Raw genomic sequence first — 25,384 nt, forward strand, 5'->3', positions numbered from 1 at the left:
TGGCGATCGCGATGTCGAGCATGTCGCTGGTGAAGGGGAAGCCCTAGTCGCTGAGCTGGCGGATGACCATCTCGGCGTAGAGGTCGGCGATCTCGCCGATGTCGAGCCGCCCGTCCGGTTGGTACCACTCGTTCGGGCCGTTGATCATGTCGAGGAGTGCGAGCGTCGCGAGCCGCGGGTCGCTGCAGACGAACTCGCCGGCGCCGACGCCGTCGGTCAGGTGTCGGGTGATGCGGTGCTGATAGCCGCGCCGGTAGCCCTGCACCATCTCCAGATGCTCGGGGGAGAGGGCCCGCAGCTCGCGACCCGCCACGCGCCAGGCGTCGTGGTTGGCGCCGATGTGCAGGATGTGGGCGTGCACCAGCCTCGCGAGGCGCTCGCGGTGGGTGCCCGGCCCGTCGAGGATCGGCAGCTGTTCGGCGACCATGTCGCGGTCCACGACGAAGATCGTCTCGAGCAGCAGCTCCTCCTTGTTGCGGAAGTGGTGGTAGAGCGAGGCGGCCTGGATGCCGGCCGCCTCGGCGATCGCCCGCATGCCGACGCCGTGGTAGCCGCGCTCCTGGAACAGCCGCCCGGCCAGCGCCACGAGCTCCGCCCGGCGGGTGTTGCCGCGGGGTGCCGGGTTCTCCTCGCGCTGCAGGGTGGTCATGGCCGGTCCTTCTTCTCGGATTATCGGCGAGAAGATTCCCACCAAAAGGGGCGCGGAGGACAGTCACCCCCGTCCTACGCGCCCCGACCCGTCACGCGGGGACGGCGGCCTGCACCCCCATCTTGTGCAGCTCGGGCACGACCTTATCCGCGAACAGCTTCATGCTCGCCCGGACCTTGTCGAACGGGAGGCCCGCGAACGACGGCGCGACGTTGGGCTGGTGGTCACCGAACAGCTCCAGGCGGTGGCGGTACTTCTCGACGATCTGCTCCGGCGTACCCCAGATCTGGGTGTCGGCGTAGCCCGCGCCGGCGGCCTCCATCCCGGCCTCGCGGATCATGTCCGCGCCCTGCTGGTAGGCCTCGTAGCCCTTGGTGTCGCGCCAGTGCGAGCCCGCGAAGTCGTAGTGCTTGATGACCGACAGGAAGTAGCGGCTCAGGTACTCGCGCGCGACCGCCTCGGCCTCGGTGGCGTCCTCGTGGCAGTAGATGAAGTCCTGCGTGAGGATCGGGCCGGGCTCCTTGTGGTGGGTCTCGCGGTAGACCTCGCGATAGCGCTCCATCGCCGGAACGTGCATCTCGGCGGGGTACTGCATGAAGGTCATCATCCGCGCGCCGATCTTTGCGACCGCGGGCACCGAATCGGGTGACATCGCGACGCCGTAGAGCCGGTCGGTCCAGTCGGTGCCGGGCTCCGGGCCGGGTCGGACGGTGACCTTCGCCTGCGTGTAGTTCGGGCCCTCGTGCTCGACGTAGCCGTTCCTGAGGCCCTCGATGATCATCGGTGCGGCCTCGTCGAACATCCCGCGGGAGGCGTTCATGTCGACGCCGAAGCCCTCGTACTCCATCTTGGCCAGGCCGCGGCCCATCCCGAACACGACTCTGCCCTGCGACAGGATGTCGAGCATCGTCACCTTCTCGACGACGCGCAGCGGGTCGTTCCACGGCAGGATCACCGCCCCGGTGCCCAGCTGCACCCTGCTCGTCCGGCCGGCCAGGTAGGCCATCAGCTGCAGGTTGTCGGGGCACATCGAATAGTCGTCGAAGTGATGCTCGGCCGCCCAGACCGAATCGAACCCGTACTCCTCGGCGAGCACCCCGAGCTCGGCCTCCTGACGGAACATCTCGCCGTCGGTGAGGTTCTCGTGCCAGTTCTGGAAGACCAGCAGTACCCCGACGTCCATGTCGGTGACCCCTTCTCGCGAATGGCTTTCCGGGTCTTGCCTAACGACTGTTAGGGCTGTCACGGTAGTTGCGTCGCTCACACGCGGTCAAGGCACCAACGGAGGTGGCGTGACGTCATGCTGAGACCGATCACGGTCGACGCGACCAGGCCGATCGTCGCTCCGGGCATGCTCCGGAAGGCGCCGGACGAACCGTCGCACGAACTGCTCGCTGCACTGCGCGAGCTCGGCCGGGCGGTGCTGGAGGGGCTCGACGTCGAGGGCCTCGTCGACCGGTTCGGCACGCTGTGCGGGCGGCCCGTCGCGCTGCTCGACGCCGACCTGCGGCCGCGGACCTGGGCCGCACCGGCCGGGCTGCGGCTCACCGCGGTACCAGGTCTGCCCGACGGCGTCGGCGCCGACCTCGGCGCGCTCGGCCCCGACCGTCCCTCGGTCCTGCTGCCGGCCGACCGAGCCCGTGGCCTGACCCGTCGCCATCTCGTCGCGGCGCTCGTCGTGGAGGGTGCGATCGCGGGGTTCCTCGACGTCAGCGAGATGGGCCGGCCTCTCGGACAGGCCGACGTCCCGCTGGTCGAGCAGGCTGCGGCCGTCCTGTCGGTGCACCTGCTCGGCGAGGTCCGGGCCGCGCGGTCCGCCGCACGCACCCGGGCCGACGTGCTCGCCGACCTGCTCCACGGCTCCCGCGCGGTAAGGGACCTGCGCCGTCTCGCCGGGCACGTCGGCCTCGACCTGGGGGTGCACCGGCTGCTCGTGCGACTGCCGACGGCCCCGGACCGGTCGGCCGCCGGCTGCCTCGACGCGGTGTTGTCCGTCGTCGGCGGTCTCGTCGGCACACCGGCTCTCGGAGCGGCCGAACCCGACGCCGTCGTCGCGCTCCTGCGGCTGCCGGACGATCCCGGGCCGCCCGTGCTCCGCCGCGTCCACCGGGCCCTGGGGGGCGGAATGGACGCACTCGCCGAGCTCACCGGCCGTCGGCGGGCCGTCGTCTCAGGGGTCTGCCGAGACGTCGAGGACTACCCGGCCGCGCTCGCCGAGACCGGCGACGTCGAGGGAATCGTCGCCGCGCTGGGCGGGCACATGGAGGTCGTCCCCGTCACCGAGCTGACGACGCTGCGCCTCGTCGTCAACGGCGACCGCGCCGACGTCGCCGTCCGCTTCGCCGAGCAGTGCATCGGACCCCTGCGCCGCAGCGACGAGGACACCGGCGGCGACCTCGTCGAGACCCTGCGCAGCTACCTCGCCGCCGGGGCCCAGGTCCGCGCCACGGCGAAAGCCCTCGGCGTGCACGAGAACACCGTCCGCTACCGGCTGGGCCGCATCGAACACGTGACGGGGCTGGACATGCGCCGCTTCGACGCCCTGCTCGCCGCCCAGCTGGCGTTCCAGGTGGCGGGGCTCGCGGCCGAACCGTCGCAGCCGTCGTCACCGTTGCTGCCGAAGGAGACGCGCTGATGTGGGACTTCGAGACCGACCCGGCCTACCAGGAGCAGCTCGCCTGGGTCGACGAGTTCGTCCGCACCGAGGTGGAGCCGCTCGACCTCGTGCTGGGCGACCCCTACGACAAGTCCGACGAACGGGCCCGCCGGCTCGTTCGACCACTGCAGCAGCAGGTCCGCGATCGCGGGCTGTGGGCCGCGCACCTCGAGCCGGAGCTCGGCGGCCAGGGGTACGGGCAGGTCCGGCTCGCGCTGCTCAACGAGCTCCTCGGCAGGTCGCGCTGGGCGCCGTCGGTGTTCGGGTGCCAGGCCCCCGACTCCGGCAACGCCGAGATCCTCGCCCGCTTCGGCACACCCGAACAGCGCTCACGGTTCCTGCAGCCGCTGCTCGACGGCGAGATCTCGTCCTGCTATTCGATGACCGAGCCGCTCGCCGGCGCCGACCCGACCCTCTTCACGACGCGCGCCGTGCGTGACGGCGACGACTGGGTGATCGACGGGGAGAAGTGGTTCTCCTCCAACGCCCGGCACGCAGCCTTCATGATCGTCATGGTCGTGACCAACCCCGAGGTCGACCCACACCACGGCATGTCGATGTTCATCGTCCCCGCCGCCACGCCCGGGCTGGAGATCGTCCGCGACGCCGGCGTCGGCACCGAGTCACCCGAGCACTCGAGCCACGCCTACCTGCGCTACGACGGTGTGCGGGTCCCCGCCGACCACTTGCTCGGCGACGAGGGCGCAGCCTTCGCCATCGCCCAGACCCGGCTCGGAGGTGGACGCATCCACCACGGCATGCGCACCATCGCGCAGATGCGCCGGGCGTTCGACCTGATGCTGGAGCGCGCCGTCTCCCGAACCACCCGCAGCGGGCGGCTCGCCGACATGCAGTCCACACAGGACAAGATCGCCGAGAGCTGGATCGACATCGAGCAGTTCCGGCTGCTGTTGCTGCGGACGGCGTGGCTGATCGACCGCCACCAGGACTACCGTGCCGTCCGCAAAGACATCGCTGCCGTGAAGGTCGCGATGCCGCGCGTCTACCGCGACGTCGTTCAGCGTTCGATGCAGCTGCACGGGGCCCTGGGCATCTCCAACGAGATGCCCTTTGCGGCGATGATGGTCGACGCCCAGGTCATGGCCATCGCCGACGGTCCGACCGAGGTGCACCGCCAGACCTTGGCCCGACAGCTCTTGCGCGACGTCGCCCCCGGCGAACCCCGCTTCGGCTCGGGCCACCTGCCGACCCGGACCGAGGCCGCCCGGGCCCACATCGCCGCCCGCCTGGAGCGCGACATCGCCGCGTTCCAGTAGGCAGCACTGTCACCATCTTGTGCGCCGTCACTGGACGCGCCGACGCCCTGCACACACACCTCCGGCGCTCGTGAGTGGCAATAGTCGCGATAGCGACTATTGCCACTCACAGGGAAAGGTCAGGCGAGCTGCGGGAGGATGTCGGCGGCGACCCGGTCGAAAAGGCGACGGCCGTCGTCGGCGGTGCCGCGGATGCCGGGGACGATCACCTCGTCGACGCCCGCGCCGGTCCACCGCCCGATGGTGTCGACGATCTGCGCGACCGACCCGGACACGACCGCGTTGCCCGGGCCACTGCTCTCGCCGTCGATCTCCAGCATCGCCTGCGTCGAGCGGCGGATCTCCCGCGGGTCACGGCCGATGCGTTCGCAGTGCTCGTCGAGGACCCGCGACTTGTGCGCGAACAGCGCTGGCGTCGACCAGCAGTTCCACTCGTCGGCGTAGCGGGCGACGACGCCGAGCATCCGCTTCTCCCCGCTCGCCCCGATGAGGATCGGCGTCCGCGCGGCACCGGGCCGCGTGACGATCGGGGCGCCCGTCACCGTGTAGTGCTCGCCGGCGACGGTCGTGGAGTCCGAGCGCAGCAGCCCGGTGAGGACGGCGAGGCCCTCCTCGAAGCGGTCGATGCGCTCCCGGACCGGGCCCAGGGGCAGGCCGTAGGCGGCGTGCTCGTTGAGCTGCCAGCCTGCGCCGACGCCGAGGACGAGCCGTCCGGACGCGATGCCGTCGACGGTCGCGGCGATGTTGGCCAGCACCGCGGGATGCCGGAAGGTGATCGACGCGACCAGGCTGCCCAGTCGCACCCGGGGCACGGCGGCGCCGAGGCCGGCGAGCATGCCGAAGCACTCCAGGTTGCCGCGGTCGGAGACCTCTTCGGTGCCGGTGTTGGCCATGAAGTGGTCGGCCAGCCACACCGAGTCGAACCCGGCCGCCTCCACCTCCCCGGCCACCGCGAGCACCTCGTGCGGCGCCCACGTCGTGCCCAGCCATGCGCCGATTGCCGGCTTCGCCACGCGCACTCCTCCGTCGTCGATCTCCGGTACCCGACCCCATCCTGCGACGGCGCGCGCCGCGGGGCTCGGCCGGGGCCGCAGAGTCGGGCCCGAGGTCACTCGACGGTCTGGTACGCCCCGATGTCGGGGGCCTTGTCCTGCGGACGCGCGGCGCCGGCGATATCGGCGGGCGGCGCGCCGTCGGGCGAACCCGCGCCGGTGCCCGGCGTGCCGGGCTCGAGGCGGAGGTCCCCGGCCGGCTGGTCGACGAACTCGGGCACGCCCGTCACGTTGTCGGTGCCGACGCCCGCGGCGGCGAACAGGTTGTGGTCGGCGGTCAGCGTCGACCCCGAACGCCCCTTCACGTCCTGCTCGTTGCCCGCGAACAGGTTGTTGCGCAGGACGTTCGTGCCGCTGAGGTTCGTGTTGCCGAGGACCAGGCCGGCGTTCTCGTTGCCGACGATCGTGTTGTTGACGATCCGCACGTCGGAGAACGTGCCGTCGGACTCGGTGAAGAAGCCGATGCCGCCGCCGTTGTTGCCGGTCACGACGTTGTTGACGATGTCGATGTTGGCGAGGCGCCGGGTGTCGGAGTAGTCCTCGACGCCGAGCATGATCCCGGTCTTGCCGGGCCCGCTGGCGCCGGAGACCTTGTTGTCGGACACCACGATGTCGTACGCGGAGTCGATGTAGATGTTGGGGCCGCGGTTGTCGCTGGCGGTGTTGCCGTGGATGCGGCCGTTGCGGGACTCGTACTTCGCGTCGATGCCTTCCTCGCCGTTGCCGGTCACCGTGCAGCCGACGATCTCGAAGCCGTCGACGTTGTCCATGCTGATGGCCTCCATCTCGGCGTCGGTGCCGAGGGAGTTGTTGCCGTGGACGTTCGCGTACTGGACGGTGATCTTCGAGCCGTTGAGGAAGACGATGCCGCCGTGGCGGGAGTCGGCCACCTCGACCTTGTCGAGCACGATGTTCGACGTGTCCTCGGCGTAGATGCCGAAGCGGTCGGCCTTCTGCACCGACAGACCGGCCACCCGGACGAAGGAGCGGTCGGACAGGTCGATCCGGCCGTTGTCGCTGCCGTCGCCGCCGTTGATCTCGACGGCGCCGCCCGGCGCGGCCTCGTAGGTGATCCACTGGCCGTCGGTACCGCTGGCGGGGGCCCGGAAACCCTCGTAGGAGCCGGGCTGGATCAGCACGGTGTCGCCGGGCTTCGCCTGCGCGGCGGCATCGGCGATGGTGCGGAACTGCTTCGAACCGTCGGCGGCGACGTCGAGGGTCTTCCCGGTCCCGGTGGGGGCCGGGCCGACGCCGGAGGGCACGGCGACGGGCGCGTTGCCGGTGGGCTGCTGGGGGGACGACGGTGTCGACACCCACCACAGGATGCCCGCGACGAGGACGACGACGAGCGCGATCACGCCGGGCACGAGCCAGCGCGGGCGACGGGGCGGCGGCCCGGCGACGACCTGCGTCGCCTGCGTGGAGCCGGGCGGCGGGTTGCCCGCGGCGGGCATGGTCCGGGTGGCCTGCGGCGGCGCGATCGCCTGCGTTGCCTCGGGGCCCGCTGCAGAAGGGCCCGCTGCGGAAGGGCCCGCGGGAGAAGGGCCTGCTGCCGGAGGGACGGCGGGGATCGGCTGGGTGTCGTCGACCTGTCGCCGCGGCGTCGGTGGCAGGGACGTCATCCGCGGGCCCTCGTCGTCATGGCGGCCAGTCTTCCGGTCGGTCGGTTAACCGACGGCAAAAAGCCGTGTCCGATGCGGCCGAACGGCCCTCGACACGCGTCCAACGTGTCCGACGGGTTCGCTCCGTGTGAGGCGGCTGCGGCCACCGGTCCCCCGATCCGGACGAATGCGTCATTAGGCTGGCGGCGTGAACCCGGCTGCGCCCGTCCGGCGCGCACTCCTGGCCCTGTCGACCGTCGCCCTCGCGCTGGTCCTCGCAGGCTGCGGCGGCTCGTCGACCACCGACTGCGGCCTGAACGGCTGCACGATCTCGTTCCCGCGCAGCGGCGAGGCCGCCGTGTCGGTGCTGGGGATCGAGGCGAAGCTCCTCGGAGTGCAGAACGACGTCGCCGACATCGAGGTCGCCGGACAGCGCGTCCGCGTCCCCGTCGGCGCGGAGACCGAAGCCGCGGGCTTCACGGTCGGGGTCGAGAGCGTGACCGCGTCCGAGGTCGTCGTCCGCGTCAGGCCCTGACCGTTCAGCGGCCGGTCCAGCGCGGCTCCCGCTTCTCCAGGAACGCCGCGACACCCTCGGCCCTGTCCTCCGAGTTCTCGATCACGACGCCGGCGACGGCCGTTGCGCGCCAACCGTTCTCGTCGGGTTCGCTCACCACGGCGTCGACGGCCCGCAGCGTCGCCCGGACCGCGACCGGGGAGTTCGCGCACACCTGCCCGGCCAGCGCGAGCGCGGCGGCCTCCGCGTCGCCGTCGTCGACCAGCTCCGAGACCAGGCCCAGCTCGTGGGCGCGCCGCGCGTCCAGCGGCTGCCCCGTCAGCAACATCTGCTTGGCGACGGTCAGCGGCAGCGGCCGGTGGGTCCGGAACAGCGCACCGCAGTTGGCGACGAGCCCACGCGCCACCTCGGGCAGCGCGAACCGCGCCGACCGGCCGGCGACGACCATGTCGCAGGCCAGCACGATCTCGAACCCGCCGCCGTAGGCCGCGCCCTCGACGGCCGCCACGAGCGGCGTCGACCGGACCCGTCGCACGACGCCGTAGTTGCCGCCGCGCGGCGTCGGCTCCCCCGCGCCGGCGCCCAGATCCGTTCCGGCGCAGAACATCCCGGGCCCACCCGTGAGCACACCGCACCACAGGTCCGGGTCGTCCTCGAGCTCGTTCAGCGCAGCGTCGAGCGCCGCGGTCATCGCGGCGTCGACGGCGTTGCGCTTGGCGGGGCGTTCCATCCGGATCAGCAGGACGTGCCCGCGGCGTTCGGTCGTCACACGATGCTCGGTCGTCACCCGCCCACCCTGACAGACCGCGGACCCGTGGTGGTTCGCCGGCCAGGACCCGCTGACCAAACCCTGACGGTCAGTCGTCGGAGGCGATCGTCGCGGCGAGGGTGGCGCCCAGCTCGTAGCAGCGTTGAAGAGCCGCACTGTCTGGTGCGCCGACGACCTCGACGGTCACCGCCGCCTGCGTCCAGCCGAGCCCGCCGGTGACGGTGTCGACGGCCGCGACCGCGCCCTCGACGCCCAGGTTGCCGTGGACGTACAGCCCGTACGGGAGGCCGCGGGTGTCGTCGGCGGCGACGTAGTAGACGGTGTCGAAGAAGTGCTTGAGCGCGCCCGACATGTACCCGATGTTCGCGGGGGTGCCGATGACGATCCCGTCGGCGGCGAGCAGGTCGGAGGCGGTCGCGCCCAGCGCCGCCCGGCGCACGACCTCGACGCCGGTGATCTCCGGGTCGTTCGCGCCGCGGACGACCGCGTCGAGCAGTTCCGCAGTTGCGGGCGACGGTGTGTGGTGGACGATCAGCAGCCGCGCCATGCCCGGGATCGTGCCACCCGGTCCCCGCCCGTCGCCGAGCGCGAGTACGCGAGACCGTCCCCGATCCTGATCGGACCAGGTCGAGCCCGCTGGCCCTCATCTGCTCTCCGACGAGTCCTGAGGTGGCTCCATCGACTGGCTGGGTGCCCCTGCCCGCGGCACCACGGTGGGCTCGGCCTGTCCTTCTTCGTCGGCGGGCACCTTGTCCGCGGGCACCTCGGGGGGCCGGCGCTCTTCTGGGTCCGGGTCGACGGCCGTGTCGTCGAGACCGCAATCCTTCTCGTTGCTCATCTGCCCTCCGGCGGTGGGTCGGGACGGGCCGCTGTCGGCGCGAAACCCGGGCAGCCGTCCGTTCTGACGAAGCCGGGTCCGGCGAGCCCGACCTACTACGGACTACCGCGGTGAGACGGTTTCAACCGCACAGAGCAGCCCCCGGCGCTCGCGCTCTTCTGATGTCAGGCCTGTCGGCGCGCCAGTTCGCTCATCGCTGGGCGGCCTCCGTGTGGTGAGCGGAAACGAGGGGTACTCACGGCGCCACGGAGCAACGGAGCAACGCAGGCGGGGGTGGCGATGGCGGGACGACCGAGGTGGCGCGCTGTGGTGCTCGCTCTGTTCGCGCTCGCTGCATTGGTGGGCGCGGCCGGCTGCGGTGCCGGCCAGCACACCCAGACCGCGAACCAGGTCACGGCGTCGGGCGGAGCGGCCGGTGCAGTCGGCAGCATCGTGGTCCGCGACGCGCACTTCGCCTGGTCCGGCCCGGTCGCCGGCGGCAGCGTCTACCAGCCGGGTGAGGATGTGGCGCTGCAGGTGACCATCGTCAACGAGCGCCGCGGTGGGCCGCAGCCCGCGGACCGCCTGGTGGCGGTGAGCAGCCCGGTCGCGACGTCGGCAGAGATCGACGGTGACAGCCGAATCCAGGACGGGGACGTCGTGACCGCCGGCTACGACCAGCCGCAGGCGTCGATGATCCTTGCCGGCGAAGGGGGTGTCGACATCACGCTGATCGGGCTCACCACGCCGATCCGGGCCGGCCTGAGCTACCCCGTGGTGTTCACCTTCGAGCATGCCGGGCAGCTGCGGCTGGACGTGCCCGTGGAAAATCCCGACGTCCGCCCGGGGTACGAACGAGCGCCGTCGGGCCGGGCATGATGTCGCGGTGCGTGATCTCTCGCCGGATCCCCGGGCCGCGGACGCCGACCTACGGCTTATCCCCGTCGAGGTGGCCGGGTGAGCGAGCCGGAACCGTTCCACCAGTTGGTCGGCCATCTCGACTACCCGATGGCGATCGTGACCGCGGCCGACGGACACGAACGCAGCGGCTGCCTGGTCGGGTTTCACACCCAGTGCAGCATCGAGCCGCCCCGGTTCCTGATCTGCATCTCCCGCCGCAACCACACGTTTTCCGTGGCCGCGCGCAGCGCACATCTGGCCGTGCACTTCCTCGACCGCGCCGACTACGCGCTGTCGGTGCTGTTCGGCGAGCACACCGGCGACGAGATCGACAAGTTCGCCCGGTGCGCGTGGCGGGAGCAGCACGGGGTGCCGGTGCTCACCGACGTGGGCTCGTGGTTCATCGGCCGGGTACTCGAACGGCTCCCGCTGGGCGACCATGTCGGCCACCTGGTCACACCCGTGGACGGCCACGCCGCCGGCGAGCTGGACCAGCTGGCGTTCCAGCAGGTCAAGACCATGAAGCCGGGCCATCCCTCGTGACTCTCGCGTTGCTGACGTCGTGGGCGCCGGCGGGGCCGCTACGTCGTGCCCGTCCAGGGTCGTTTGCGTCAGCCCCAGCTGAAGTGGGTGGGGCCCGTCGGGACGCCGGGGATGGGCTCGTTGTTGCCGCCCAGGTTGATCCGGACCGCGCTCACCCAGCCCTGGCCGACGGGGGTGTCGAGCAGGACCCACCAGAAGTTGGTGTTCTCGCCCTCGGTGATCTGCTCGCCGGCGCACTGGCCGATCGCGTTGTAGTCGCCGGCGTCGACGGCGCCGAGGATGTTGTCGGGGCTGCCCTTGGTGCTGCCGCCCCGCCGGACGTTGGTGCCGTTCTTGAACACGGGTACCGGTGCCATGCTCTCCCCCTGACGTCGGTGTCGCGACCAGTCTGGACCGCGCTGCGCCGCAGCGGATCGTCCGTCCGGGGCTGATCTCTCCACTTCGGATTCATGCTCGCGCGGCTATCCTCGCCCGATGCCGGTGCCGGGGACGAAGCTCCGCGTCCCCGTGCCGCGGCGGCGCCTCGTGGCCCGGCCGCGGATCCTCGACGACGTCCGTCGGGGCGCGCGTCTGGTGCTGGTGTCGGCGCCCGCGGGTTTCGGCAAGACGACGATGCTCGCGCAGTGGCTGGGTTCGGCGCCGGCCACTAGGACGGCGTGGCTGTCGCTCGACCCGGCCGACAGCGACCTGCGACGCTTCCTCACCCACGTCGTCGCCGCGCTGCGGACCGTCGCACCCGACACCGGTGCCGCGACGCTCGCGCAGCTCGACAGCGATCGGCTCCCGACCGTCGAGACGCTGCTGGCCCCGCTGGTCGACGACCTCGACCGGCTGGCGGGCGCGACCGTGCTGGCCTTGGACGACTACCACGTCGTCGACGACCCCGCGGTGCACGCGTGCGTGACCTACCTGCTCGACCAGCTGCCGGCCGGGGTGACGCTGGCCGTCGCGACCCGCGCCGATCCGCCGCTGCCCCTGCCGCGGCTGCGGGTGCGCGACGAGCTGGTCGAGCTGCGCGCCGCCGACCTGCGTTTCACCCCGGACGAGGCGGTCGAGTTCCTGACGGGTGTGATGGGTGTCGACCTCACCGGCGCCCAGGTCGCCGCCCTCGGCGCCCGCACCGAGGGCTGGGCGGCCGGGCTGCAGCTGGCGGCGTTGACGTTGCGGGGCCAGGACGACGTCGACCGGTTCGTCGACGACTTCACCGGCAGTCACCGGTTCGTCCTCGATTACCTCGTCGAGGAGGTCCTGCGCCGGCGCAGCGACGAGGTGCGCGACTTTCTGCTGGCGACGTCGGTGTTGCAGCAGCTCACCGGCCCGCTGTGCGACGCGCTGACCGGCCGCGACGACGGCGCCGGGACGCTCGCGACCCTGGAGCGGGACAACGTGTTCGTCGTGCCGCTCGACGGCCACCGCGTCTGGTACCGCTACCACCATCTGTTCGCCGAGGCGCTGCGTGCGCGGCTGACCGCGACGGGCCCGGAGCGGGTCGCCACGCTGCACCGGGCCGCCGCCGGTTGGCACGCCGCGCACGGTGTCCTCGCCGACGCCGTCGGCCACGCCGTCGCCGGGAACGACATGGCGTTCGCCGCCGACCTCGTCGAGCTCGGCCTGCCGGAGCTGCGCCGTCGTCGGGAGGACCGGACGCTGCGCACCTGGCTACGAGCCCTGCCCGACGACGAGGTACGCGGGCGGGCGCTGCTCGCGACCACCGCGGCCTGGTCGCGGCTCTCGGTGGGCGACCTCGACGGCGTCGGCACCTGGCTCGACGCGGCCGACGCCGCGCTGGGGCGTCCGATCGCGGCGATCCCCGGCGATCCCGGCCGGGTCGCTGCCCGCGACGACGAGCTCCGCGCGCTCCCGGCGACCGTCGCGATCTACCGGGCGTCGGTGGCCCAGGCGCGCGGCGACACCGCCGGGACGGTCGCCCACGCCCGCCGCGCCCTCGGCCTCGCCGGCCCGCGCGACCACCTCGCCCGTGGCGGCGCGGCCGGGTTCCTCGGGCTCGCCGCGTGGGCCGAGGGTGACATGGCGACGGCTGTCGACACCTTCGGCGACGCGGTCGGGAGCCTCGCCGCGGCCGGCAACGTCGCCGACGAGCTGGGCGCGACCGTCGTCCTCGCCGAGATGTGGCGGTCCCGCGGCCGGCCGGTGCAGGCGCGGCGCCTCCTGGAACGGGCACTCGAACGGGCCGGCGACACCCCGCTGTCGACGACCGGCGACCTGCACGTCGCCCTCGCCGACGTGCTGCGCGAGCACGACTCGCTCGATGCCGCCGACGAGCACCTCGCGGCCGCGCGGGAGCTGGGCGAGGGGGCGTCGCTGCTGGAGAACCGGTACCGCTGGTTCACCACCGCGGCCGGGCTCGCACGGGCCCGCGGTGACCTCGACGGCGCCCTCGCGCTGCTCGACGAGGCCGCCCCGCTGCACCTGCCCGGGTTCTTCCCCGACGTGCGGCCGATCCCGTCGGTGCGGGCCAGGGTGCTCATCGCCGCGGGCCGTCTCGACGAGGCCGAGCAGGCGCTCACCGGGGTCACGCTGGACGGGCCGGCGTCCTACCTCGCCGAGTTCGACCGGCTGACGCTCGTCCGGCTGCGACTGGCACACGACACGGACGGGATCGCCGAGGCTCTCGACCGCATCGAGGACGACGCCCGCCGCGGGCAGCGCGACGGCAGCGTCGTCGAGGTCCGGATGCTGCGGGCCCTGCTCCATCAGGCCGACGGCCGGGTCGACGACGCCGTCGCCGAGCTCACCGCCGCCCTCGACGTGGGCGTCCCCGCCGGGTTCACGAGGCTGTTCCTCGACGAGGGCCCGGGACTGGCCGCGCTGCTCGCCCGCATCCCGAACCCGTTGGGCCGCAACGCCCCCACCCACGACGACGTGCTCAGCGCCCGCGAGCTCGACGTCCTGCGGCTGCTCGCCACCGACCTCACCGGACCGGAGATCGCCCGCAGCCTGTTCGTCACCGTCAACACGCTGCGCACCCACACCAAGGCCATCTTCACCAAGCTCGACGTGAACACCCGCCGGGCCGCGGTCCGGCGGGCGGGTGAGCGCGGCCTGCTCTGACTCACAGCCCCGGGTCACATCGTCATGTGATGTGGGCTCACCAGGTCGGTTCATAGCGTCTGCGACACACCGACACACCACCTACCGGGGAGCAGACATGACCGTCACCGTCACCGGCCTCACGCGGGCCGCAGGCCTCGCCACCGCGGCGTCCGGGCTGCTGTTCGGGCTCGTCCAGGTCATCCATCCCGTCGAGACGGTCGCCGCCGTCACGACCACCGGTTGGGCCGTCACCCACCACCTGACGTTGCTGATGGCCGTCCTCGGCCTCGCCGGGATCGCGGGCGTCTACCTGAGCCAGGTGCGGCGGGCCGGCATCGTCGGGCTGGTGGGGTGGCTGGCGTTCAGCGCGTTCTACCTGCTGACGACGGCCTACACGTTCGTCGAGGCGTTCGTGCTGCCCGAGCTGGCCGGTGCCGCGCCCCGCATCGTCGACGAGCTGCTCGCGATCCCGGGAGGCGGCGACACCGGTGGCCTCGGGGCGGTCGCGGCGTTCGGGCCGGTGTCGTTCGGGGCGTACCTCGTCGGCGGCGTCCTGCTGGGCATCGCGCTGTTCCGCGCTCGGGTCCTGGCCCGCTGGGCGTCGGCGCTGCTGGCCGTCGGGCCCGTCCTCACCCTGGCCGTGCCGCTGGTCCCGCACTCGCTGCTGCGGCTGGCCGCGCTCCCGGTCGCCGTCGCGCTCGTCGGGCTCGGCGTCTCGCTGTGGCAGCGCCGCCCCGAGACCGCACCGCTCGTCGACGTGCCCACTGTCCGATGAGGACGGCGTGGCCCGTCCCGGTCGCGCTGGTCGCGTTGGGCGCGATTCCGCTCGTCGCCGGCGGGCTGCGGCTGCTGCAGCTCGCCGGCGGGCCCGCGCTCGTGCCCGCCGATCCCCGGTTCGACGCCGGCCCGCTACCGGTGGTGCTGCACGTCGTCGGGGCCGCGGTGTTCGTCGTCCTCGGCGCCGCGCAGTTCGTCCCGCGCCTGCGCCGCAACGGTTGGCACCGGCGGGCCGGCCGGGTCGCCGTCGCCGCGGGGCTGGTCGTCGCCGGGTCGGCGCTGTGGCTGACGCTGTTCACGCCGCCGAAGCCCGGGACCGGTGACCTGCTGTTCGCCCTGCGGCTGGTCTTCGCCTCGGCGCAGGCCGCGTGCCTGCTGCTCGGCGTGGCTGCCGTCCGGCGTCGTGACCTGTCCGCGCACCGGGCGTGGATGGTCCGCGCCTACGCGATCGCCCTCGCGGCCGGTACCCAGGTTCTGACGATCGGTCTCGGCACCGCCGTGTTCGGCGCCGGTGTGCTGGTCACCGATCTGTCGAACGGTGCCGGGTGGGTGGTGAACCTGGCCGTCGCGGAGTGGGTCGTCCGCCGTCCGGCGCGGCTTCGGATCAGTCGATGACGGCCACCTACGAGCTCCGCGTCGCAGGTCATCTCGACGACCACTGGTCCCCGCTGCTCGGTGGCCTCGTCCTCGTCCGCCATCCCGACGGCACCTCGACCCTCACCGGGCCGATGCCCGACCAGGCCCGCCTCCACGGCGTCCTCGCCGCCGTCCGCGACATCGGGGCACCGCTGCTGTCGCTGCGGATCGTGGGCTGACCCGGGCCCAGATGCTGCGCCGAGATGCACGTCAGGGCGGTTCGCCCGCCCTCGGGTTCAAGGGGTCGTCGGGTCGTGAGTGGCGATAGTCGCGATAGCGACTATCGCCACTCACAGCGGTCAGTACTCGGTGACGCCCGCGTCCGGCGACAGCTCGTGGGCGGTGATGAACCTCGACTCGTCGGAGGCGAGGAACAGCACCGTGTCGGCGATGTCGCGCGGTTCGGCCTGGTCGAACGGCAGGATGTTGGTGAACATCCCGCCCAGCTTCGGGTGGGCCTCGAGGGCCTCGCCGATGATGCCGAGGACGTCGCCACCACCCATCGGCGTCTGCACCGCGCACGGGTGCACGCTGTTGACGCGGATGTTGTGCTCGCCCAGCTCGACCGCGAACGCCTTCGCCATCCCGCGCACCGCGAACTTGCTGGTGGTGTACGGGACGAGGAACGGCTGCACCGTGATGCCCGCGGCCGAGCTGATGATGATGACGGAGCCGCCGCCGGCGTCGACGAGGTGCGGCGCGGCGGCCATCACCGTGTTCCACGTGCCGGTGACGTTGGTGCTCTGGTGGTACTCGAACAGCTCGGGGGTGACGCGGTCCCACATGGCCGGGACGCAGATCCCAGCGTTGGCGACGACGACGTCGAGACGGCCGAGCCGGCTCACCCCGTCGTCGACGGCCGTGCGCAGCGCCGCGAGGTCACGGATGTCGAGCTGCGCGGACACGATCCGCCGGCCCAGCTTCTCGACGAGCGCGACGGTCTCGGCGAGGTCGTCGGGGGTCGACGACGGGTAGGGGACGTCCATCGGTGCGGCGAGGTCGACGGCGATGATGTCGGCGCCCTCCTCGGCCAGCCGCAGGGCGTCCGCCCGGCCCTGGCCCCGCGCCGCCCCGGTGACGAGAGCGACCTTGCCCGCGACGCGACCCGCTGCGCCGGCGGCCATCAGGCGAGACCCAGCCGCGTCCAGTACTCGCCGAAGCTGGGCGGGCACATGTCCGCGCCGCGGACGACCTTGCCGTCGACGAACTGGTGGACCATCACCATGGTGAAGTCCAGGACGTCGTCGCCCTTGCGGCGGTAGGCGCGGATCCAGGCGACCACGAGGCCCTCGGGCGTCGTGTCGGTGCGGACGACCTCGTTCTTCGCCTCGTCGAGGTTGGCGAGGATGCCGAAGCCCTCCAGGAACGAGCCCTTGGTGTAGACGGTCTGGGTGCCGTCGGGTGTGAAGCCGGCCCAGGTCATGTCGTCGGCGTAGAGGCCGACCAGCAGGCTCGCGTCGCCCTTGTCGGCGGCGGCGAACGCCTCGGTGAGGTTGTCGGCGTCGGACATCAGTCGTTCTCCTTCTTCAGGTAGCCGGCGATGATCGGGGTGGACGCCTCGACCAGCGTCATCGGCTCGACGAGCATGTGCTGGGCGCCCACGGCGATGTCGCGCAGGCAGCGACCCAGGACGCTGGGGTTGCGGATCGAGGCGGAACCGCCCCAGTTGTAGGCCCAGGTCACGATGTCCTGGGCGACCTTCTGCACCCAGGTCGCGGCCTGGCGCAGGCGGGCGCGGTGCTCGTCGGTGATGGTGCCGGCGGCCGCGGCGGCCTCGGCGTCGGCGTGGGCCTGGTAGACGTAGAGGCGGGCGGCCTGCAGCAGGGCGTCGTGCTCGACGAAGCCGCGGCGGAACATCTCCGAGTCGCCGACGACCGTCGGGTAGCCGGGGCGCTTCTTGTCGGCGGTGATCCGGGCGATCTCCTCCAGCGCGCGCTGGGCGATGCCGAGCGCGACGGGCGCGTGCCCGCCGACGCCGATGCCGAGCATGCCCAGCTTGTAGACGGCCTCGGGGCGCACCGGCTCGGTGGAGAAGGTGTCCATGGTGTGGGCCTCGGGCACGAACAGCCCGTCGACCTTGTAGTTGTCGCTGCCGGTCGCGGCCATGCCCATCACGTCCCAGCCGCCCAGGAACTCGACCTGGTCGCGCGGGACGAAGGCGATGCGGCAGACCGGCGTCTCCCCGTTCATCTCCGGGTTGCCGTCGTCACCGAGGACGACGAAGCCGGCGCCGATCCACGACGCGTGGTGCGAGCCGCTGCCGAAGCCGTAGGTGCCGGTGACCTCGTAGCCGCCGTCGACGCGCTTGCCGGTGCCGGTCGGCAGGATCATGCCGGCGGTGACGGCCTTGTCGGCGCCCGCGTACATCTCGCGCGCGCCGTCCTCGGGGAAGAACCCGACCGCGACGCCGGTGGAGAACGCGTTGGCCATGAAGGCCCAGCCGACGGAGCCGTCGGCGCGGGCGAGCTCCTCGACGACCTTCAGCGAGTTGACGATGCCCTGGCCGCCGCCGCCGTACTCGCGCGGCACGAGCACCCAGAACAGCTCGTTCTCGGCGAGGGCGTCGACGACCGGCTTGGTGATGGTGGCGCCGGCCTCCATCGTCTCGGCCTCGGCGTCGATGATCGGCTTGATGCTGCGGGCGCGGGCCACGTAGTCCACGCTGTCCTCGGCGGTCGGCGCCGGGCGGGTGAGTGTCTCCGTCATGGTGTCGGCCTCCATTGGTCGATCAGCTGCTCGCACGTCGTTGACGGGCTCACGATGCCGATCGGCGTCCGGCGGGGGACCCGGGTGACCACGTGGTCCGCCACGTGGTCGGCGTCACGATCGGGCGCGGGTCAGCCGGTGGACGCCGCCAGGGCGGCCGCGACCTGGCTGCGGTTGTCGAGCCGCAGCTTCTGCAGGATGTGCTCGACGTGCCCCTCGACAGTGCGGTGCGACAGCACGAGGGCCTCGGCGATCTGCCGATTGGTCCGGCCGGCGACCAGGTGCTGCGCGACCTCACGTTCGCGGCGCGACAGCACGGCGAGCATCCCCGTGTCGGCCGGCTCGCGGGCGGTGCCGTCGCTGAGGGCGAAGTCGAGCAGTTCGGGCACGCCCATGGCGGCGCCGCGGCGCATCGCGGCGTCGTAGGCGGCGTTGCCCAGCCCGGACCGTGCGCGCATCGCGAGGCGTTCGCGGCGGGCCATCCACTGCGCCGAGCCGTAGAGCTGCTGGCCGAACGCCCGCCACAGCACCGACGCCGCCCCGATGAGCACGGCGAACCGCTCCGCCGAGTCGGCCCCCGCCTCGGCCCAGCCCAGCAGCTCGACGGCCAGCGGCGTCCCCACGGAGTCCTCGAAGTGCCGCTTGAGCCCGAGGCTCTCGCGGGCCAGCGCGATCGCGTCGGTGTACCGCTCCTCGGTGACGGCGACCAGCCCCTGCCCGAACACCGCGTAGGACAGCATCCAGCGCTCGCCGACGCGTTCGCAGCGGGCGCGCACGTCGTCGAAGAACTCCTGGGCCTGCGCGGTGCGGCCGTCGAAGCAGTGCAGCATCCCGAGGTGCACCCGGACCGCGCACGGGAGGTCCTCACGGATGCCGGGGACGGACTCGTAGAGGGCGAGCGACCGGGTCAGCAGCTCGTCGGCCCGGACGTGGTCGCCGCTGAAGAACGCGCCGAGGCCCTGCGCGTCGAGCGCGAACGCGACGGCGACGGGGTCGTCCGGGTGCAGCGCGAGGGCCTCGGCGACGATCGGGTCGGCCGCCTCCTGGTAGCCCTGCATGGTGCGGACGAGCCCCAGCGCGCCGAGCACCGCGGCCCGCCGCTCCGGGCCGAGGTCGGGCGTCTCCAGCGCCCGGGCCAGCCACATCGCGTGCTCACGCGCCGAGAGCCCGCACGCCCACAGGAACCAGGGCGCCGACACCAGCTCGGCCGCCGTGTCCGGGGAACAGGCGAGCGCCGTCTCCAGCGCGGTGCGGACGTTGGCGAGGTTGGCGCGCAGCCGTTCGGAGATGGCGAACTGGTCGTCGGAGAACCACCGCCCGACGGACTCGGTGACCAGGCCCGCGCACCACTCGAGGTGGCGGCCGTGCAGCCGTTCGCTCTCCGCGGGCGAGAGCATGGCCTGGCCGAACTCGCGGATCGTCTCCAGCACCCGGAACCGGACGCGACCGCGCGACTCCTCGCGTTGCAGGATCGACTTGCCGACGAGGTCGTAGAGGCAGTCGAGCACCTCCGCGACGGGCAGCTCGTCGTCGGCGCACACGGCCTCGGCCGCGCGGGTGTCGAACCCGCCCGCGAAGACCGACACCCGCGCCCACAGCAGCTGCTGCTGCCGGGTGCACAGCTCGTGGCTCCAGGCCATCGCGGCCTGCAGGTTGCGGTGCCGCTCGGGCCCGCCGCGCACGCGGGTCGAGAGCAGGTCGATGCCGTCCGACAGCCGGTCGGCGAGCTCGTGCACCGACAGCACCCGCAGCCGGGCGCAGGCCAGCTCGATGGCGAGCGGCAACCCGTCGAGTCGCTCGCAGACCCGCTGCACCGCAGCACGGTTGCTGTCGTCGACGGTGAACCCGGGGACGACGTCACGTGCGCGGCTCTCGAACAGGTCGGTCGCCGGACCCCGCGTCGACAGGGGATGCAGCACGGTGATCCGCTCCCCCGGCAGGTTGAGCACCTCACGGCTCGTGGCGAGGAAGTGCACCCGGGACGTGGCGTGCAGGACGTCGTCGACGAACCGCGCGGCCGCTTCGAGGACGTGCTCGCAGTTGTCGAGCACGATCAGCAGGTGCCGGGTGCGCACGTACTCGACGAGCGCGTCGACGGCCGAGCGGTCGGGCTGGTCGCGGTGGCCGAGGCCGAGTCCGTCGAACACCGCCTGCGGCAGCAGCGCCGGGTTGCGCAGCGACGCGAGCTCGACGACGCGCACCCCGTCGGCGAACCCGCGGCGCAGCTCGACGGCCGCCTGGACCGCGAGCCGCGTCTTGCCGACGCCACCCACCCCGATCACGGTGACGACGCGGTGGCTGCCGAGCAGGTCACGCAGTTCGCGCAGCTCCGCGCGGCGGCCGACGAACTCGGTGACGAACTCGGGCACCGCCCCACCGACGACGGGCGCCGGCCCGATGCCGCCCGCGAGGAGGCGCCGTTCCTCGTTGACGCGTGTGGCCAGCGTCGTGCGGGAGCGGTCCCAGCCGATGCGCTCCCCGATCTGGCCGATAGTCAGGCCGGGCTCCTCCGACAGCAGCACCCGGATCCGGTCGGCGTAGGCGTCGGCGGCCGACCCGCGGCGCGCGCGGTGGTCCGGGGGCGGCGTGTCGAACGTCAGGGCCCTGCGGACCGTGTTGCGGGACATCCCGAGGTGCGCGGCGAGGCCCTTGACGGACATCCCCTCGGCGTGGAGCCGGTGGATCTCGCTCCACTCGTCGGCGTTCAACTGTCCCTCCGGCACTCCGCGTCGAGGCTGGTCCCAGGTTCACGACGTGCGTCCGGGGGTGTCAAGCCGGACCCCCCGATCCAGGTGCCGATCGAGCCTGAGGGGGGTCAACATGCGTCACGGTCGACGGATGCTGACCCGGCGGGCGGTCAGCTCCCGGCGGCCGCGGACGGCGGGGCTCACTCCCCGCCGCTGTAACCGTTGCGGCACAACAGGATCTCGGCGGCTCGCGCGCGGCGTTAGGCTTTCCGACCGGAACGCCCGACGACGCGACGAGGGAGGCGACGATGAGCGACGGCCCCGGCCGCCGGGACGAGGCGACCGACATCGGCGTCCTCGCGGGACGGCTGCTGTTCTCGGTGCAGGGCGAGCTCTACGCGCGCCTGCGCCGCGCGGGCTTCGACGACATCGCCCCGCGGCACGGCGCGGTCCTGGCCCACCTGCAGGTCGACGGCATCCGCGCGACCGACCTCGCCCGGCTGTCCGGGCAGCACAAGCAGGTCATCGGCAAGAGCGTCGACGAGCTCGAGGAGCTGGGGTACGTCGAACGCAGACCCGACCCGGCCGACCGGCGGGCCAAGCTGGTGGGCCCGACGGCACGCGGACGCGACCAGATGCGCACCGCCGACGCGATCATGACCGAGATCGCCGACCGGCACCGCCAGGCGCTGGGCGCGCAGGCCTACGACCGGTTCATGGCCGACCTGGGCGCGGTCGTCGACCGCCAGCGCGCCGCGCTGCGGGAGACGGTCGCCGGACCGGGCCAGGACTGACGACCGGTGCGACGCCGGTGGGGGAGCTACGCGGAGGGGTAGCATCCGACCAGCAGATCACCTGGCGATTTCGCGAGCATCGCCGTCGTGGGGGAGTCATGGGTCAGGACCGGCAGGCGATCGCCCCCATCCGGCCGGTGGAGCGCAGACCGCTCTACGAGCAGGTCAGCGACCGGCTGCGCGAGTTCATCGACGTCAACCAGCTCCAGCCGGGCGACCGGCTGATGACCGAGCGGGACCTCGCCCGCCAGCTCTCGGTCGGCCGCTCCTCGATCCGCGAGGCCATCACCGCGCTGCGGGCCCGCGGCGAGGTCGAGGTCCGCCACGGCGACGGCATCTACCTCGTCCGCCGCCCCGACGACCTCGTCCCCTCGCTCGTGGCCCAGCTCGTCGACACCCGCACCGACCACCCGGCCATCTGGGAGACGCGCCAGGCGCTCGAGACGCAGTGCGCCCGCCTCGCCGCGCACCGGGCCACCGAGACCGACCTCGAGAACCTCGCCGCCTCGCTCGACGACATGCAGCGCGAGATCGACGCCGGCGAGGCAGGGCTGGTCGGCGACCGGCGCTTCCACGTCGGGGTGGCGACGGCGTCGCACAACCCCATCCTGATCGGCCTGCTCGACAGCATGAGCCAGGCGCTCGACCGGACGTCGGCGACGTCGCTGACCCGCAGCGGGCAACCGGCCGCCTCGCTCGCCGACCACCGTCGCATCGTCGACGCGATCCGCGCGGGCGACGGCCCCTCCGCGGCCGACGCGATGCTCACCCACCTGGTGGGCACGACCGAGGCGCTGGTCATGGAGGGCGCCGTGCAGGAGCCCGGCCCCGGCCGCTGACCGGCCACGGGACCTGCCGTCGCCGATCAGCACTCGACGACGTTCACCGGGATGGTGAGTGCCAGGCCGCCACGTGACGTCTCCTTGTACTTGTCACTCATGTCCCGACCGGTTTCACGCATCGTCGTGATGACCTGGTCGAGCGAGACACGGTGGCGCCCGTCGCCCCGCAGGGCCATCCGCGCCGCGTTGACCGCCTTGCCCGCCGAGATGGCGTTGCGCTCGATGCACGGGATCTGCACGAGACCACCGATCGGGTCGCAGGTCAGCCCGAGGCTGTGTTCCATCGCGATCTCGGCCGCGTTCTCGACCTGCGCGGGGGTGCCGCCGAGCACCTCGGCGAGACCGGCCGCCGCCATCGACGCAGCCGAGCCGACCTCGCCCTGACACCCCACCTCGGCGCCCGAGATCGAGGCCAGCTCCTTGTACAGCGAACCGATCGCACCGGCCGTGAGCAGGAACCGCACCGCGGCTTCGTCCGGGTCGCACAGCCCGAGCGGGGTGTAGTGCGTGGCGTAGTGCATGACCGCGGGGATGATTCCCGCCGCGCCGTTGGTCGGTGCGGTGACGATGCGACCGCCCGCGGCGTTCTCCTCGTTCACCGCCATCGCGACCAGGTTGACCCAGTCGAGTGCGTAACCGGGGTCGCGCTGCGCGTCCTCGACCCGCAACCGCTCGTACCAGCTGCGCGCCCGCCGCGTCACGTGCAGCCCGCCGGGCAGCCGGCCGTCGGAGGTGATGCCACGACCCACGCAGTCCCACATGACGTCGCGGATCTCGAGCAGGCCCTTGCGGACCTCCTCCTCCGGGCGCATCGAGCTCTCGAACCGCAGCATCACCTGGCTGATGGACGAACCGGACTCGACGCAGCGGCCGAGGAGCTCCGCCGCCGTGCGGAACGGCCCCGCGGACCCGTCGTCGCCGCCGGACCGTTCCTCGCCCTTCTCGTGCACGAAGCCGCCGCCCACCGAGAAGTAGGTGTTCTCGCGCAGGGTCGTGCCCGCACCGTCCCGCACCGCCAGGGTCATCCCGTTGGGGTGTTCGGGAAGGACGGTGCGGGGCCGCAGCACGATGTCGTCGATCCGCTGCGGCACCTCCCGGACGCCGCCGAGCCGGATCCGGCCCGTGTCGGCGATCTCCGCGGTGCGGGTCCGCACCGTCTCTCCGGTCACGACGTCCGGGTGCAGGCCTTCCAGGCCCAGCAGGACCGCCGGGAGCGTGCCGTGCCCGGCACCGGTCGCGGCGAGGGACCCGTACAGGATCACCTCGAGCTCCGCGACCTCGTCGAGCACACCGTCGGCGGCCAGCTCCGACGCGAACCGGGCACCGGCCCGCATCGGGCCGACCGTGTGCGAGCTCGACGGGCCGATGCCGATCGAGAACAGGTCGAACACGCTGACCGTCACCGGCTCACCCCAGACCGGGGTAGAGCGGGTGCGCGCGGGCCAGCTCCCGGACCTCGGCACGCAGCCCGACGATCGCCGCGTCGTCCGCCGGGAGGCCGGCGGGCAGCAGCAGTGCACGCGCGATCACGTCGGCGACCGCGGTGAACGCCTCGGCGTCGAAACCACGGGTGGCCAGCGCGGCCGTGCCGATCCGCAGCCCCGACGTCACCATCGGCGGACGCGGGTCGAACGGGACGGCGTTGCGGTTCACCGTGATGTCGACGGCCGCGAGCCGGTCCTCGGCCTGCCGCCCGTCCATGCCGTCGGCGCCGAGGTCCACCAGCACCAGGTGCACGTCCGTACCGCCGGAGACGACGCCGATACCCGCACCGGCCACATCCGCCCCGGTCAGCCGCTCGGCAAGGATCCGCGCGCCCTCCAGGGTGCGGCGCTGACGGTCGGCGAACTCCGGGCGCGCCGCCATCGCGAACGCGGCCGCCTTGGCGGCGATGACGTGCTCCAGCGGACCGCCCTGCTGACCCGGGAAGACCGCAGAGTTGATCTTCTTGGCGAGCGCGGCGTCGTTGGTGAGGATGATGCCGCCCCGCGGACCGCCGAGGGTCTTGTGCGTCGTCGACGTCGTGACGTGCGCGTGCGGCACCGGCGACGGGTGCAGCCCCGTGGCCACGAGCCCGGCGAAGTGCGCCATGTCGACCATCAGATAGGCGCCGACCTCGTCGGCGATCTGCCGGAACCGCGCGAAGTCCAGCTGCCGCGGGTAGGCCGACCAGCCGGCGATGATCAGCCGGGGCTGGTGCTCCTTGGCCAGGCGCTCGACCTCGTCCATGTCGACCCGGAAGTCGTCCGGCGAGACCTCGTAGGCGGCGACGTCGTAGAGCAGGCCGGAGAAGTTGATCCGCATGCCGTGCGTCAGGTGCCCGCCGTGGGCCAGCGACAGCCCCAGGATCGTGTCGCCCGGCGTGATGAGCGCCTGCATCGCCGCGGCGTTCGCCTGCGCACCCGAGTGGGGCTGCACGTTGGCGAACTCGGCGCCGAACAGCGCCTTGACGCGGTCGATCGCGAGCGTCTCGATCTCGTCGACGAACTCGCAGCCGCCGTAGTAGCGACGACCCGGGTACCCCTCGGCGTACTTGTTGGTCAGCACCGAACCCTGCGCCTGCATGACCGCGAGCGGGGCGTGGTTCTCCGACGCGATCATCTCCAGCCCGTCCTGCTGACGGGACAGCTCCCGGCCGATGAGCGCGGCCACCTCCGGGTCGAGCTCGGCGAGGGACTGGTCGAGGACGCCCTCGGACATGCCCGTCACCCCTCGTTCTCGGCGCGGTACGCGGCCGCGTCGAGAACCTTGCCCAGCGAGGCGACCTCGACGGTGAACAGCCAGCCCTCGCCGTAGGGGTCCTCGCCCACGAGGGCGGGGTTGTCCTCGAGCGCCGGGTTGACGGACGCCACCGTGCCGGTCGCGGGGCTGACCAGCTCGGACACCGACTTGGTGGACTCGATCTCGCCGCAGGCGTCGCCCGCGGTCAGCGCGGTGCCGACGGCCGGGAGGTCGACGAACACGATCTCGCCGAGCGCGTCGGTCGCGATCGAGGACAGGCCCACGCGGACCTCGCCGGAGGCGGTGGCGCCCGGCTCGACGGCGATCCACTCGTGGTCGGAGGTGTAGCTCAGGTTCTCCGGGATGATGTCGGGGGAAGTCATCGGTGG

General features: G+C 72.6%; 26 protein-coding genes. 11 read left to right on the forward strand and 15 right to left on the reverse strand.

Annotation, left to right across the window (positions count from 1 at the left end):
- Positions 1 to 43: 43 nt before the first annotated feature.
- On the reverse strand, positions 44 to 649 hold the full coding sequence (locus PSU4_RS06385; protein ID WP_147103388.1) for a TetR/AcrR family transcriptional regulator: 606 nt from the start codon (positions 647 to 649) through the stop codon (positions 44 to 46).
- A gap of 91 nt (positions 650 to 740) precedes the next feature.
- On the reverse strand, positions 741 to 1,832 hold the full coding sequence (locus PSU4_RS06390) for an LLM class flavin-dependent oxidoreductase (RefSeq protein WP_147103390.1): 1,092 nt from the start codon (positions 1,830 to 1,832) through the stop codon (positions 741 to 743).
- A 117-nt stretch (positions 1,833 to 1,949) separates the two neighbouring features.
- On the opposite strand from PSU4_RS06390, the gene PSU4_RS06395 reads away from it, so the two are divergent.
- Together PSU4_RS06395 and PSU4_RS06400 are read left to right on the forward strand one after the other, a co-directional pair.
- Positions 1,950 to 3,284: a PucR family transcriptional regulator gene (locus PSU4_RS06395; protein ID WP_147103393.1), complete on the forward strand. Its 1,335-nt coding sequence runs from the start codon at positions 1,950 to 1,952 to the stop codon at positions 3,282 to 3,284.
- Positions 3,284 to 4,582 (forward strand): acyl-CoA dehydrogenase family protein, encoded by a 1,299-nt coding sequence (locus PSU4_RS06400; RefSeq protein ID WP_147103396.1) that lies wholly within the window; start codon positions 3,284 to 3,286, stop codon positions 4,580 to 4,582. The genes PSU4_RS06395 and PSU4_RS06400 overlap by 1 nt, the downstream gene beginning before the upstream one ends.
- A gap of 119 nt (positions 4,583 to 4,701) precedes the next feature.
- Here the strand turns inward: PSU4_RS06400 and PSU4_RS06405 are convergent, their stop codons facing one another.
- Both PSU4_RS06405 and PSU4_RS06410 read right to left on the reverse strand, forming a co-directional pair.
- Complete coding sequence (locus PSU4_RS06405; RefSeq protein WP_147103398.1) at positions 4,702 to 5,595, reverse strand: LLM class flavin-dependent oxidoreductase; 894 nt, start codon at positions 5,593 to 5,595, stop codon at positions 4,702 to 4,704.
- A gap of 95 nt (positions 5,596 to 5,690) precedes the next feature.
- Entirely contained in the window at positions 5,691 to 7,256 is a 1,566-nt protein-coding gene (locus tag PSU4_RS06410; protein WP_147103401.1) for a right-handed parallel beta-helix repeat-containing protein, read from the reverse strand.
- A 187-nt stretch (positions 7,257 to 7,443) separates the two neighbouring features.
- Here PSU4_RS06410 and PSU4_RS06415 point away from each other — a divergent pair, with 187 nt between their 5' ends.
- Positions 7,444 to 7,770, forward strand: coding sequence for a hypothetical protein (locus PSU4_RS06415; protein WP_147103404.1), 327 nt, complete (start codon positions 7,444 to 7,446; stop codon positions 7,768 to 7,770).
- A gap of 4 nt (positions 7,771 to 7,774) precedes the next feature.
- Here PSU4_RS06415 and PSU4_RS06420 read toward each other — a convergent pair whose 3' ends face one another.
- From PSU4_RS06420 to PSU4_RS06430, 3 genes are all read right to left on the reverse strand, one after another.
- Positions 7,775 to 8,536: an enoyl-CoA hydratase-related protein gene (locus tag PSU4_RS06420; protein ID WP_246114972.1), complete on the reverse strand. Its 762-nt coding sequence runs from the start codon at positions 8,534 to 8,536 to the stop codon at positions 7,775 to 7,777.
- A 70-nt stretch (positions 8,537 to 8,606) separates the two neighbouring features.
- Complete coding sequence (locus PSU4_RS06425; protein WP_147103407.1) at positions 8,607 to 9,065, reverse strand: flavodoxin family protein; 459 nt, start codon at positions 9,063 to 9,065, stop codon at positions 8,607 to 8,609.
- A 96-nt stretch (positions 9,066 to 9,161) separates the two neighbouring features.
- Positions 9,162 to 9,356 carry a hypothetical protein gene (locus PSU4_RS06430; protein ID WP_147103410.1) on the reverse strand — a complete coding sequence of 65 codons (195 nt, stop codon included), beginning with the start codon at positions 9,354 to 9,356 and terminating at the stop codon, positions 9,162 to 9,164.
- Positions 9,357 to 9,662: 306 nt separating this feature from the next.
- Between PSU4_RS06430 and PSU4_RS06435 the strand changes: the two genes are divergently transcribed.
- Entirely contained in the window at positions 9,663 to 10,214 is a 552-nt protein-coding gene (locus PSU4_RS06435) for a copper chaperone PCu(A)C domain-containing protein (protein WP_147103413.1), read from the forward strand.
- A 78-nt stretch (positions 10,215 to 10,292) separates the two neighbouring features.
- Positions 10,293 to 10,778, forward strand: a complete 486-nt coding sequence (locus PSU4_RS06440; RefSeq protein WP_147103416.1) for a flavin reductase family protein — start codon at positions 10,293 to 10,295, stop codon at positions 10,776 to 10,778.
- A gap of 68 nt (positions 10,779 to 10,846) precedes the next feature.
- On the opposite strand, the gene PSU4_RS06445 is transcribed toward PSU4_RS06440, so the two are convergent.
- Entirely contained in the window at positions 10,847 to 11,134 is a 288-nt protein-coding gene (locus tag PSU4_RS06445; protein WP_147103418.1) for a hypothetical protein, read from the reverse strand.
- Positions 11,135 to 11,252: 118 nt separating this feature from the next.
- On the opposite strand from PSU4_RS06445, the gene PSU4_RS06450 reads away from it, so the two are divergent.
- From PSU4_RS06450 to PSU4_RS06465, 4 genes are all read left to right on the forward strand, one after another.
- Positions 11,253 to 13,850 carry a winged helix-turn-helix domain-containing protein gene (locus tag PSU4_RS06450; RefSeq protein ID WP_147103421.1) on the forward strand — a complete coding sequence of 866 codons (2,598 nt, stop codon included), beginning with the start codon at positions 11,253 to 11,255 and terminating at the stop codon, positions 13,848 to 13,850.
- Between the two features lie 97 nt (positions 13,851 to 13,947).
- Positions 13,948 to 14,607 (forward strand): hypothetical protein, encoded by a 660-nt coding sequence (locus tag PSU4_RS06455; protein ID WP_147103424.1) that lies wholly within the window; start codon positions 13,948 to 13,950, stop codon positions 14,605 to 14,607.
- A complete protein-coding gene (locus PSU4_RS06460; protein WP_147103427.1) occupies positions 14,604 to 15,224 on the forward strand; it encodes a DUF2306 domain-containing protein in 621 nt (206 codons plus the stop codon). The genes PSU4_RS06455 and PSU4_RS06460 overlap by 4 nt, the downstream gene beginning before the upstream one ends.
- Positions 15,221 to 15,424, forward strand: a complete 204-nt coding sequence (locus PSU4_RS06465) for a DUF8691 family protein (protein WP_147103430.1) — start codon at positions 15,221 to 15,223, stop codon at positions 15,422 to 15,424. The genes PSU4_RS06460 and PSU4_RS06465 overlap by 4 nt, the downstream gene beginning before the upstream one ends.
- Before the next feature lie 120 nt (positions 15,425 to 15,544).
- Here PSU4_RS06465 and PSU4_RS06470 read toward each other — a convergent pair whose 3' ends face one another.
- The 4 genes from PSU4_RS06470 to PSU4_RS06485 form a co-directional block, all read right to left on the reverse strand.
- Entirely contained in the window at positions 15,545 to 16,369 is an 825-nt protein-coding gene (locus PSU4_RS06470) for a mycofactocin-coupled SDR family oxidoreductase (RefSeq protein WP_147103432.1), read from the reverse strand.
- Entirely contained in the window at positions 16,369 to 16,755 is a 387-nt protein-coding gene (locus PSU4_RS06475; RefSeq protein ID WP_147103435.1) for a nuclear transport factor 2 family protein, read from the reverse strand. The genes PSU4_RS06470 and PSU4_RS06475 overlap by 1 nt, the downstream gene beginning before the upstream one ends.
- Positions 16,755 to 17,951 (reverse strand): acyl-CoA dehydrogenase family protein, encoded by a 1,197-nt coding sequence (locus PSU4_RS06480; RefSeq protein WP_147103438.1) that lies wholly within the window; start codon positions 17,949 to 17,951, stop codon positions 16,755 to 16,757. The genes PSU4_RS06475 and PSU4_RS06480 overlap by 1 nt, the downstream gene beginning before the upstream one ends.
- A gap of 131 nt (positions 17,952 to 18,082) precedes the next feature.
- Positions 18,083 to 20,659 (reverse strand): ATP-binding protein, encoded by a 2,577-nt coding sequence (locus tag PSU4_RS06485; RefSeq protein WP_147103441.1) that lies wholly within the window; start codon positions 20,657 to 20,659, stop codon positions 18,083 to 18,085.
- A gap of 287 nt (positions 20,660 to 20,946) precedes the next feature.
- Here PSU4_RS06485 and PSU4_RS06490 point away from each other — a divergent pair, with 287 nt between their 5' ends.
- Together PSU4_RS06490 and PSU4_RS06495 are read left to right on the forward strand one after the other, a co-directional pair.
- On the forward strand, positions 20,947 to 21,432 hold the full coding sequence (locus tag PSU4_RS06490; RefSeq protein WP_147103443.1) for a MarR family winged helix-turn-helix transcriptional regulator: 486 nt from the start codon (positions 20,947 to 20,949) through the stop codon (positions 21,430 to 21,432).
- A 98-nt stretch (positions 21,433 to 21,530) separates the two neighbouring features.
- Positions 21,531 to 22,271, forward strand: a complete 741-nt coding sequence (locus tag PSU4_RS06495) for a FadR/GntR family transcriptional regulator (RefSeq protein WP_147103446.1) — start codon at positions 21,531 to 21,533, stop codon at positions 22,269 to 22,271.
- Positions 22,272 to 22,297: 26 nt separating this feature from the next.
- On the opposite strand, the gene PSU4_RS06500 is transcribed toward PSU4_RS06495, so the two are convergent.
- From PSU4_RS06500 to gcvH, 3 genes are read right to left on the reverse strand one after another with little or no spacing between them, the layout of a single operon-like run.
- Positions 22,298 to 23,677, reverse strand: a complete 1,380-nt coding sequence (locus PSU4_RS06500) for an L-serine ammonia-lyase (RefSeq protein ID WP_147103449.1) — start codon at positions 23,675 to 23,677, stop codon at positions 22,298 to 22,300.
- Between the two features lie 4 nt (positions 23,678 to 23,681).
- Positions 23,682 to 24,974: a serine hydroxymethyltransferase gene (gene glyA, locus PSU4_RS06505; RefSeq protein ID WP_147103452.1), complete on the reverse strand. Its 1,293-nt coding sequence runs from the start codon at positions 24,972 to 24,974 to the stop codon at positions 23,682 to 23,684.
- 5 nt (positions 24,975 to 24,979) lie between these two features.
- Positions 24,980 to 25,378 (reverse strand): glycine cleavage system protein GcvH, encoded by a 399-nt coding sequence (gene gcvH, locus PSU4_RS06510; RefSeq protein WP_147103457.1) that lies wholly within the window; start codon positions 25,376 to 25,378, stop codon positions 24,980 to 24,982.
- Between the last annotated feature and the right edge of the window lie 6 nt (positions 25,379 to 25,384).

Source organism: Pseudonocardia sulfidoxydans NBRC 16205, from assembly GCF_007989085.1.
GTDB classification, from domain to species: domain Bacteria; phylum Actinomycetota; class Actinomycetes; order Mycobacteriales; family Pseudonocardiaceae; genus Pseudonocardia; species Pseudonocardia sulfidoxydans.